The 10,524-nt window shown below is 49.8% G+C and carries 8 protein-coding genes; all 8 read right to left on the bottom strand.

Annotation, left to right across the window (positions count from 1 at the left end; all coding sequences use genetic code 11):
• Positions 1 to 130 precede the first annotated feature (130 nt).
• From dnaE to bamA, 8 genes are read right to left on the bottom strand one after another with little or no spacing between them, the layout of a single operon-like run.
• Positions 131 to 3,622 (bottom strand): DNA polymerase III subunit alpha, encoded by a 3,492-nt coding sequence (gene dnaE, locus ABYW01_RS06320; RefSeq protein WP_372831651.1) that lies wholly within the window; start codon positions 3,620 to 3,622, stop codon positions 131 to 133.
• A gap of 12 nt (positions 3,623 to 3,634) precedes the next feature.
• Positions 3,635 to 4,231: a ribonuclease HII gene (rnhB, locus tag ABYW01_RS06315; RefSeq protein WP_372831650.1), complete on the bottom strand. Its 597-nt coding sequence runs from the start codon at positions 4,229 to 4,231 to the stop codon at positions 3,635 to 3,637.
• The gene (lpxB, locus tag ABYW01_RS06310) at positions 4,231 to 5,388 is read right to left on the bottom strand and encodes a lipid-A-disaccharide synthase (protein WP_372831649.1); all 1,158 of its coding nucleotides are present in this window, start codon (positions 5,386 to 5,388) and stop codon (positions 4,231 to 4,233) included. Before lpxB ends, rnhB begins: the two co-directional genes overlap by 1 nt.
• 9 nt (positions 5,389 to 5,397) lie before the next feature.
• A complete protein-coding gene (gene lpxA, locus ABYW01_RS06305; RefSeq protein ID WP_372831648.1) occupies positions 5,398 to 6,168 on the bottom strand; it encodes an acyl-ACP--UDP-N-acetylglucosamine O-acyltransferase in 771 nt (256 codons plus the stop codon).
• A 2-nt stretch (positions 6,169 to 6,170) separates the two neighbouring features.
• Entirely contained in the window at positions 6,171 to 6,608 is a 438-nt protein-coding gene (gene fabZ, locus ABYW01_RS06300) for a 3-hydroxyacyl-ACP dehydratase FabZ (protein ID WP_372831647.1), read from the bottom strand.
• Positions 6,609 to 6,614: 6 nt separating this feature from the next.
• Positions 6,615 to 7,655 carry a UDP-3-O-(3-hydroxymyristoyl)glucosamine N-acyltransferase gene (lpxD, locus tag ABYW01_RS06295; RefSeq protein ID WP_372831646.1) on the bottom strand — a complete coding sequence of 347 codons (1,041 nt, stop codon included), beginning with the start codon at positions 7,653 to 7,655 and terminating at the stop codon, positions 6,615 to 6,617.
• Positions 7,655 to 8,152 (bottom strand): OmpH family outer membrane protein, encoded by a 498-nt coding sequence (locus ABYW01_RS06290; protein ID WP_372831645.1) that lies wholly within the window; start codon positions 8,150 to 8,152, stop codon positions 7,655 to 7,657. The genes lpxD and ABYW01_RS06290 overlap by 1 nt, the downstream gene beginning before the upstream one ends.
• Positions 8,153 to 8,161: 9 nt before the next feature.
• Positions 8,162 to 10,486, bottom strand: a complete 2,325-nt coding sequence (gene bamA, locus ABYW01_RS06285) for an outer membrane protein assembly factor BamA (RefSeq protein WP_372831644.1) — start codon at positions 10,484 to 10,486, stop codon at positions 8,162 to 8,164.
• Between the last annotated feature and the right edge of the window lie 38 nt (positions 10,487 to 10,524).

Genomic DNA, 10,524 nt, shown 5'->3' with positions numbered 1-10,524 from the left:
TTAGAAATTCGTTACTTTGATCGGATCAAAAAATTGCCCTAAGTGTACCTGCTTGCCCCTTATAGGACCAGCCTGAGCACACCTGAGATAAATTAAAGACTCGGCTTTCTGAGCTTTATCACAATATTGGCTAATACCGCAGTGATACAGCATCGCCGCCAAATTGATCCATTAATTTAATAATCAGTTCATCATTCGCCTGCACCGACCAGCTTTTACCTAGCTTAAGCGTGGCCTTGGCGTCTTCACGCCGGAAGCGCAACGTCACCGGTAACGAACCATCACCCCGATACTGACTCAGAATATCCGAGAGCTCTCGAATACGTCGTCCAGCCAACTGAGCGGCTTCACAGGAAATCTCTACGCTACTGGCGTACTGAGCACGGGCCTGCGAAATATTCAGCACCCCCGTCCCTTTAACTTTGATACCCCCGGAGAAGTGATCTTCTGCCACTTCACCTTCAACAACCAGCACCGCATCTTTTACGACGATATTGCGCGATTGCTCATACGTTTCGCCGTAGAGCGTGACATCTATACGCGCACTTCGATCGTCCAGGGTAACAAAACAGATTGGATCGCCTTTCTTGGTTTTCTTTAAGCGCAGATCCACAACCAAACCGGCCATTTTCTGCGTAACACCCCGTGACGGCTGGACTTCGACAATCTTTTTGCTGATAAAGTTTCTCAGCTCGCCTTCATACTCGTCGATAGGATGTCCGGTGAGGTACAGTCCCAGGGTATCTTTTTCACCCTGCAGGCGCTCTTTGTCTGTCCATTCGCGCACCCGACGGTACTTTTCATACGGGTCACCCGGATCTTCTTCCTGAGCAGCACCAAAAAGATCAAACATCCCGGCGTCTTGGTTGCGCGCACTCTGATCTGCCGCTTTCAGCGCATCAGGGATCGCATCCCATAACACCGCCCGAGGCGCGCCCATGTTATCCAGTGCTCCGGAACGTACCAGCGCTTCCAATACCCGTTTGTTCAGCTTTTTCGCACCGACCCGCTCACAAAAATCAAATAGATCTTTGAACGAACCGCCTTCACCCCGCGCAGACACGATCGCTTCGATAGGGCCTTCACCCACACCTTTAATCGCTCCTAAGCCATAGATAATCAAGCCTTCGTCATTCACGGTGAACATAAACTCACCGCTATTAACATCCGGCAACGCCGGCGGGATCTTCATCTGACGGCACTCTTCAACGAAGATCACCACTTTGTCGGTGTTCTGCATATCGGAGGACATTACCGCAGCCATAAACGGCGCCGGGTAATGCGTCTTCAACCACGCGGTCTGGTAGGACACCAGTGCATATGCGGCGGAATGGGATTTGTTGAAACCGTAACCGGCAAACTTCTCTACCAGATCAAAGATGTTGCCTGCCAGATCTCGATCAATACCGTTTTGCTCACTACCTTCAAGGAAGCCAACGCGCTGCTTGGCCATCTCTTCCGGTTTTTTCTTACCCATCGCTCGGCGCAGCATATCTGCACCGCCAAGGGTATAACCCGCCATAACCTGCGCAATCTGCATAACCTGCTCTTGATACAGGATAATGCCGTAGGTCGGTTCCAAGACGGGCTGCAAGCTATCAAGCTGATAATCGGGATGCGGCCAAGCCATCTCAGCCCGCCCGTGCTTACGGTTGATAAAGTCGTCCACCATGCCCGACTGCAGGGGGCCGGGGCGGAAAAGTGCTACCAGCGCGACAATATCTTCGAATCGAGACGGCAGAAGACGGCGAACCAGATCTTTCATGCCACTGGACTCCAGCTGGAACACAGCCGTTGTTTCAGCAGCCTGCAACAGATCAAAGGTTGGCTTATCTTCCAGATCGATCAACGCAATATCGAGCGGATCTTCGCCTGCTTTAGCCCGCTTGCGGTTGATCGTTTGCAGCGCCCAATCAATGATGGTTAAGGTGCGCAATCCAAGGAAGTCGAACTTAACCAGCCCGGCCTCCTCAACATCGTTTTTATCAAACTGGGTAACGAGGCCATTACCCTCTTCGTCACAATATGTCGCCGCGAAGTCGGTCAGCTTGGTTGGTGCGATAACAACACCACCGGCGTGCTTACCCGTACCACGCGTCACGCCCTCCAGCTTATACGCCATGTCCATAATTTCCTGAGCTTCTTCGCTACCGTTCACGAAGTCACTCAGCATCGGTTCCTGTTCCATCGCCTTATGCAGGGTAATCCCCACTTCGAATGGAATCAGTTTGGACAATTTGTCGGCCAGACCAAACGGCTTACCCTGAACACGCGCCACATCTCGCACGACCGCTTTCGCGGCCATCGTACCAAAGGTCACAATCTGCGATACCGCATCGCGCCCGTAGGTGCGAGCAACATAGTCGATAACCTTGTCACGGTTATCCATACAGAAGTCGATATCGAAATCGGGCATCGATACACGTTCAGGATTTAGAAATCGCTCAAACAGAAGATCGTATTCCAGCGGATCCAAGTCGGTGATTTTCTGTGCGTAAGCCACCAGAGAACCTGCACCGGAGCCTCGCCCCGGCCCAACAGGTACGCCGTTTTCTTTCCCCCACATAATGAAGTCCATTACGATCAGGAAGTACCCTGGGAAACCCATCTGGATGATGATATCCAGCTCAAACTCCAACCGGTCAATATAGGGCTGTCGCTTAGCTTCGTAATCGGGGTCGTCTTTATCCAGTATAATTTCGAGACGCTCTTCCAACCCCTCGTAAGACACCTGACGGAAATAGTCATCCATCAATATCCCTTCAGGTATTGGAAACTTCGGCAGGTAATAGGTGCCTAGCTCTATATCAATATTGCAACGGCGGGCAATCTCTACGGTATTTTCAAGGGCACTGGGAATGTCCGCAAACAACTCGGCCATCTCATCAGCGCTACGAAAATACTGCTCTTCACTGTAATTTTTGGGGCGTGTAGGATCGTCAAACGTACGACCCTGGTTGATACACACACGTACTTCATGTGCTTCGAAGTCTTCCGGGCGTACAAACATAACGTCGTTTGTTGCCACCAAAGGGCAACCCGTCGCATGAGCTAACTCTACACAGCCATGCACAACCTGCTCTTCACCCGCCCGCCCCGTGCGCTGAAGCTCAAGGTAAAAGCGGTTGGGAAAGATCTGCATCCAGCCTTCAAGCAGCGTTTGGGCATTTCCGTTGTCAGACAAAATAGCCCGACCGATATCGCCCTCTTTCGCGCCAGACAGTGCAATCAAGCCTTCCGACTTTTCTGCGATTAGCGCCTTGGTCACCACCGCCTTATCAAGGACTGCATTCTGGCCTTGTTCGTAGGCGAGAGAGATCAACTCCATAAGATTGCGATAACCCTGTCCCGTATTGACGAGCAGGGTCAGGCGTGTCGGTTCTGCATCCGGCTGCTCCGGATCATGCACCCATAAATCACAACCGCAGATAGGTTTAACACCCGCACCTAAAGCCGCCTTATAAAACTTAACCAATGCAAACAGGTTAACCTGGTCGGTCATCGCCACAGCAGGCATCGAATGCGCTTGCGCTGCTTTCACCAGTTCTTTGATACGAACCAGCCCATCAACCAAAGAAAACTCAGTGTGCACCCGCAGGTGGACAAACTTAGGATCAGACATAAGCGCTTGCCATTACTCCGGGATCAGTTCACGTACCGGTCGAAAACTTCGCCGATGCTCGGCCAAAGGGCCATGTAATTTAAGAGCCTTGAAATGCTCCTGAGTTGGATAGCCTTTATGCTTGGCAAAGCCATATGCCGGATATTGTGCATCCAGCACTTTCATTTCCCGGTCCCGTACTACTTTTGCCAGAATAGAGGCAGCAGAGATCTCCTTAACCTTCGAATCGCCTTTCACCACCGGCTCACTGGGGTAAGGCAAATCAGGACAGCGATTACCATCGACATAGACATATTCAGGCTTCACTGACAGGTCCAGTACCGCTCGCTGCATTGCCAGCATCGTGGCATGAAGAATATTCAGCTCATCGATCTCAGCTGGAGAGGCCGAGGCAACTGACCACGCTAACGCTTTTTCCAGAATCTCATCGTACAACGCGTCGCGTTTTTTTTCCGACAGCTTTTTAGAGTCGGCTAAGCCAGCAATCGGGTTTTCCGGGTCGAGAATCACCGCTGCGGCAACAACATTACCGACCAACGGCCCCCGCCCGACCTCATCAACACCCGCTGTTAGCTTATGTTCGGAAAAGTCGAATCCTAGAGATTCCATTAAATGACACCCCGTGAACGCAATAACTGTTCAACAGCATCAGCCGCTTTTTCATCCGCATCGAGATTAAGCTGTTGATGGATTTCATCGAACCGTTTCGCCAGCCGTTGTCGATATGCGTCATCATTCAACGCACGCATAACAGCCTCACCAAGAATTTCAGGCTGCACATCATCCTGCAAAATTTCAGGAATCAGCTCTTCACCCGCCAATAAATTAGGCAGCGAAATAAAGCGACTTTTAACCATGCGAGAGTAGATGGCATAGGTCAGCCCGGCCATTTTATACGCGACAACCATTGGCTTTTGTAACAACGTAGCTTCTAACGTCGCTGTACCGGAAGCAATTAGGATGGCATCCGAAATGGCCATCACTTCACGGGAGTTTTTCATCACCAGCTGAACATTCAGATCAGAAAATTTCTCGGTAATAAGCGTATGCAAATAGTCGTGCCGATGTTCGTTCGCAGCCGGAATGACAAAACGTACATTGTCGATACGCTCGGATAACCAGCGCGCGGTCTCAAGAAACGGCTCAGCCAGATACTTCAGTTCACTACCACGACTGCCCGGTAAAACTGCAATAATAGTTTCATCATCTTTTACCGCAAACCGCTGCTGCGCCTTGGCAAGATCAACACTTCCGGGAATGCTATCGGCCAGTGGATGACCGACAAATGCTACACGCTGCTGCGTAGGGGCATAATGCTGGGCTTCGAAAGGGAAGAGACTCAGAACAAGATCGGTGGTTTTTATGATCTTGTAGATGCGCTTCTGTTTCCAGGCCCAAACGGAAGGACTTACGTAATGTACCGTTGGGATTCCCGCGTCTTTTAACCAACCTTCCAATTTAAGATTAAAGTCCGGCGCATCGACACCTATAAACAGATCGGGTGGGTTAGCAAGAAATCGGTCTGCCAAACCACGCCTTACCTTAAGCAATTCGCGCAGGCGCCCCAATACTTCGACCAAACCCATCACAGACAGGCGATCCATTGGTATATGAGATACACAACCAGCGGCAATCATCAGCTCACCACCGATACCTTCAAACTGAGCATCCGGATAGCGACGTTTTAGCGCTTTGATAAGGCCGGCACCCAGAATATCGCCGGACGCTTCTCCGGCAACGATGCCAATTCTAAGAGGAGTAGACACGGCAATACCCTAACGGATAATGCCGCGCGGAGAATTTTGTAAGAAGGCTATCAGCGGAGCAATTTCTTCAGTTTCCTGAGACATTTCCCGCAAGACATCCACTGCTAACTCAACGGTTAATTTCTGACGATAAATCACTTTATAAGCTCGCTTGATCGCCCGAACTGCATCGGGAGAAAAACCCCGACGCTTCAACCCTTCAGAGTTAATACCATGTGGCTTAGCCGGATTACCGGTCGTCATCACATAATCAGGTACGTCCTTCAGGACAACGGTACCCGCTCCGCACATAACATGAGAGCCGATATGACAGAACTGATGTACCGCAGTAAATCCGCCCAATATTGTCCAATCGCCAACATGAACATGACCAGCTACCGCAACATTATTTGCCATGATGACATTGTCACCAACCACACAATCATGCGCGACATGAGCGTTAGCCATAAATAAGTTATGGCTACCGATGATCGTTTCACCATTATCCTGCACAGTGCCACGATGAATTGTGACACCCTCGCGAATAACATTGTGATCTCCAATCACCAGCGTGGTCGGCTCACCTGCGTACTTTTTGTCCTGGCATTCCTCACCCACAGACGCGAACTGGAATATCCGGTTATTTGAACCAATCTTTGTCGGACCATTCACCACGACATGCGGACCAATAACCGTTCCAGCGCCTATTTCCACATTCGGCCCAACAATACTCCAGGGGCCGACCACGACATCGTCAGCTAATTTTGCAGACGGATCGATAATGGCACGGGCGTCAATCAAAATCAGACCTTCCTATCAGCGCAGAGAATGGTTGCGGAGCTCACCAGATCACCGTCAACCGTTGCTTTTACATCAAATTTCCAAATACCGCGGCGCTCAGACATCACTTTTGCTTCTAGCTTGAGCTGATCTCCTGGTACTACAGGACGCTTAAAGCGTAGCTTATCAGAGCCTACAAAGTAGTAGATTGAACCATCCTGTGGCTTCTTGTCCATAGTTTTGAAGCCAAGAATTCCCGCTGCTTGCGCCATCGCTTCCACGATCAACACGCCCGGCATAACCGGATGATCCGGAAAATGACCGTTAAAGAACGGTTCATTCACGGTCACATTTTTAATCGCAACGATGGAATCACCTTTTTCCAACTCCAACACCCGGTCCACTAACAGGAACGGGTATCGATGTGGTAAGTATTCACGAATTTCGTTCACATCCATCATTGTCATTTAACCTTTTGACGTCTCAATTTTTTCTTCCAGAGATTTTATACGTTTGGCGAGTTCGTCCAGCTGACGAAATCGAACCACACTCCGTTTCCACTGCTTAGAGGGCATCAGGCCTGTACCAGAGGAATACGCTCCCGGATCACTCACTGATTTGGAAACCAACGACATCGCGGTAATATGGCTTCCATCAGCAATGTTCAGGTGTCCGGTAATACCCACACCCCCTGCAACAGTGCAGCCGGCGCCGATTTTAGTACTTCCAGCAACAGCAGTACATCCCGCAATTGCGCTGTTTTCGCCAACAACTACGTTGTGAGCTATCTGTATTTGATTATCCAGCTTTACGCCATCTTCGATTACGGTGTCCGACAGCGCCCCACGGTCAATCGTAGTGCCTGCGCCGATCTCGACATTTTTACCAATTGTCACACCACCTAGCTGAGAAATCTTGACCCACTTCCCGGCATCCGGCGCAAAACCAAACCCGTCAGCCCCAATCACGGCTCCACTATGGATCAACGAATTTTCGCCAATTTTAATATCATCATAGAGCGTTACGTTGGCATTAATCCGCACCCCAGCATCCAAGCGGCAGTGCCGCCCGATCACAGAATTGGGGCCTACATAGACGTGATCACCGATCACAGCCCCTTCGGCAACAGTAACATTTGCCCCCAGCTGCGCGGTTGCAGAAACGGACGCCATAGCATGGACCTGAACACCTGGGGCAATCCCCGCGCACACGTCCGGTGTAGTATCAAATTGGTGACTGACACGCGCAAAGCCCAGATAGGGATTATCTAAGACAATAACACTACAAGGCGCAGAATCTGCGTGCTCTGGCGAGATAAGTACAGCGCTGGCCTGTGTCGTTTTTAACTGATTGAGGTACCGGGCGTTTGCAAAAAAAGCTAACTGCCCTTGTTTTGCCTCTTCTAGCGTTGCCAGACTTTCAATCAAACACGCGCCATCCCCCCGGACTTCACCTCCAAGGTATGACGCGAGTTCATCTAATTGGAAAGACCTGACCGAACTAGACATTATTGCTGATTCAACAATTCCACGACTTTCGGCGTAATATCGAGCTCAGGCTTGAAGTAGAGTGTCGCGTTCTTCGCAAGAATCACGTCATAACCTTCACTTTTGATCAACTGCTTGAGAACGACATCAAGCTTAGGCTTCATCTCGCCCAGGAAAACCTGCTGACGCTGCATATTCTTTTGCTGAAGCTCTTTGCCACGACGCTGGTATTCAGCAAACACCTTCTTGAACTGATTGTGTAGCTGCTTCAACTGCTCAGGTGATGCCAGATCTCGGTTCGCATCAAACTTATCTTTCGCAGCTTTGGCCTGTTTTTCCAAGTCAACCAACTGGGACTGTTCATCAGCAAACTCAGCCTTTAGCTTCGTATCAAACTGCTTTGCCGCCTCAGATGCCAATACCGCCTGCTGAATCCCTAATACAGCAACTTTTTCTGCCATTGCCTGGCTGCTAGCAGCCGTTAGCAACAAAAATGCTGCCGCTTTAAACAGTTTCATACCTGCTCCTTAAAAGGTTTGGCCAAGCGCGAACTGGAAGAACTCCGTTTCATCACCGGTTTGTTCATTAAGAGGTTTAGCCAGCACAAAGGTCAGCGGCCCCATCGGGGTAATCCAGCTGAATCCAAAACCGACCGATGCACGAATCTCATCAAACTCGATCCCTTCTACACAGTTGGTAGAGGTTGCACCACAACTTGTATCAAATACGTTACCTGCATCCAGAAAGAGCGATGAGCGTGTGCTGTTCCCTTCCGCAAAAGGCGTTGGGAAGATCAACTCAACACCACCCGTTAGCAATATGTTCCCACCAAATGGATCGGCTGTAGCACCGTTACGTGGCGTATCTTTTGGTCCCAGAGAGTTGGATTCAAACCCTCGGACTGACCGCAAGCCACCCGCATAGAAATGCTTAAAGAACGGATATTCGTTGGATCCCAAGTCACCGGCATAACCCAAGCGGGTCCAGGCCTTAGCAACCCAGCGCTCAGATTCAGTGAGCGGCTCATACAGTTTAAGAGAGTAACGTGCACGGTAGTACGTCAAATCACTGCCGGGCAATCCCAGCTCCAATGAGGCATTTTGCGAATAACCGTTGGTTGGAAAAATACCACGGTTCAGATGGTTGTCACTCCACCCCAGATTCACAACCAATCCCAGATAGTCATTTCCTTCATCCGCGATGAAATCGATAATTTCCTGTGGTGTAGTCGTGTTGGTTTTCAGGCTGATCTGTTCGATGTTTGCGCCAAATGACAGTCGCTGATATTCATCAATTGGATAACCAAACTTAACCCCCGCACCAATTTCATCGGTTTCGTAGGAACTCACATTGTTTTCATCAAAGTTACGTTCCCGGTAGTACACGTTATAACCACGGCTCACGCCATCAACGGTATAGTACGGGTCATTGCTGCTAAATTTGTACTCGGTGGTGGTATCAGAGTTTGAAATACCGAAGGCAATCTTACGCCCGGTTCCCAGGAAGTTATCCTGCTGAACATTCAATCCCAAAATCAGACCGGATCCTTGCGAGAATCCAACACTGGCAGAAAAGGAACCTGATTGCTGTTCTACAACCGTATATTCCAGATCAACCTGATCAGACGTTCCCGGCACAGGAATTGTTTCAACATTGACCGCCGAGAAGTATCCGGTACGCTCTAAACGCTTCTTAGAATTTTCGATGTCCTCATTGGAAGCAAGGCCTGCCTCCATTTGACGCATTTCACGGCGCAGCACGTCATCCGCTGTCCGAGTATTCCCTCGAATTACAATACGACGCACATATGTGCGCTTACCCGGATCGAGGAAGTAATTGAGGGTCACCGTATTATCGTCATGCACCTCAGGTGACGGCGCAACGTTGGCAAACATATACCCTGAGTCGCCCAGCTTGCGGCTCAACGCACTTTGCGATTTGATCATCGCTTTGCGTGAGAAGGTATCACCCTCGGTGATCGTTAATACCTTTTGAAGCTCTTCCTCAGATACAACCATCTCTCCTGCAAGATTGACCGAGCGAATACTGAACTTCTCACCTTCAGTAATATTGACGGTGATATATACGTTTTTACGATCTGGGGTAATAGAGACCTGAGTAGAGTCTACTGAGAAGTTAATGTAACCCTGATCCATGTAAAAGCTACGCAGACGCTCCAGATCACCGGAAAGCTTTTCACGGGCGTAACGATCATCATTGGTATAGAAGGACCAGAATCCAGGCAATTTCAGCTCGAACAGATCGCGCAGCTTTTCATCATCAAAAAGCTCATTCCCAACAACATTGATATGTTCAATCGTGGCAACCTTGCCCTCTTTAATATCAATATTGACGGCAACACGATTCCCCGGCAGCTGCTCTACTTCTGCATCGACCTGCGCACCGTAGCGCCCCTGCGAAGCATAGATGCGCACCAGATCCTGTTTAATCTGCTCAAGCGTCGCACGCTTAAATACGTCACCCTCTTTCAGTCCTGTCTGCTTCAGACCTTCCAGCAACGCTTCCTTCTTTAACGCCTTATTACCCTCAAGTCGAATCAAAGCAATAGACGGACGCTCGCGCAACTTCAGTATCAGAATACCGTTTTCACGCGCTAGCTTTACATCCTCAAAGTAACCGGCCGCAAACAATTTGCGCACAGCGGCTGATAACCGCTGCTCATCAACCTGTTCACCATTACTGATCGGAAAGTGCCGAAATACCAGACCCGGAGCGACTCGCTGGAGCCCTTCAAGACGAATATCTGTTACTTCAAAGGAGCCTTCTGCACTACTAACGGTGCTGGCCAGAAAAATGATAACCGCGGCGAGAAGCCTGTATCCTTGTTTCATGAAGTACTTCTTTATCTATAGATTGGTATTACGGACCC

Source organism: Pontibacterium sp. (assembly GCF_041587635.1).
GTDB lineage: Bacteria > Pseudomonadota > Gammaproteobacteria > Pseudomonadales > Balneatricaceae > Pontibacterium.
This window is presented reverse-complemented; position numbering and strand designations above follow the sequence as displayed.

What these genes read in the sequence shown, in the direction of transcription:
- bamA (WP_372831644.1), bottom strand. Translation starts at nt 10,486, where the DNA reads ATGAAACAAGGATACAGGCTTCTCGCCGCGGTTATCATTTTTCTGGCC.
- dnaE (WP_372831651.1), bottom strand. Translation starts at nt 3,622, where the DNA reads ATGTCTGATCCTAAGTTTGTCCACCTGCGGGTGCACACTGAGTTTTCT.
- rnhB (WP_372831650.1), bottom strand. Translation starts at nt 4,231, where the DNA reads ATGGAATCTCTAGGATTCGACTTTTCCGAACATAAGCTAACAGCGGGT.
- lpxD (WP_372831646.1), bottom strand. Translation starts at nt 7,655, where the DNA reads ATGTCTAGTTCGGTCAGGTCTTTCCAATTAGATGAACTCGCGTCATAC.
- ABYW01_RS06290 (WP_372831645.1), bottom strand. Translation starts at nt 8,152, where the DNA reads ATGAAACTGTTTAAAGCGGCAGCATTTTTGTTGCTAACGGCTGCTAGC.
- fabZ (WP_372831647.1), bottom strand. Translation starts at nt 6,608, where the DNA reads ATGATGGATGTGAACGAAATTCGTGAATACTTACCACATCGATACCCG.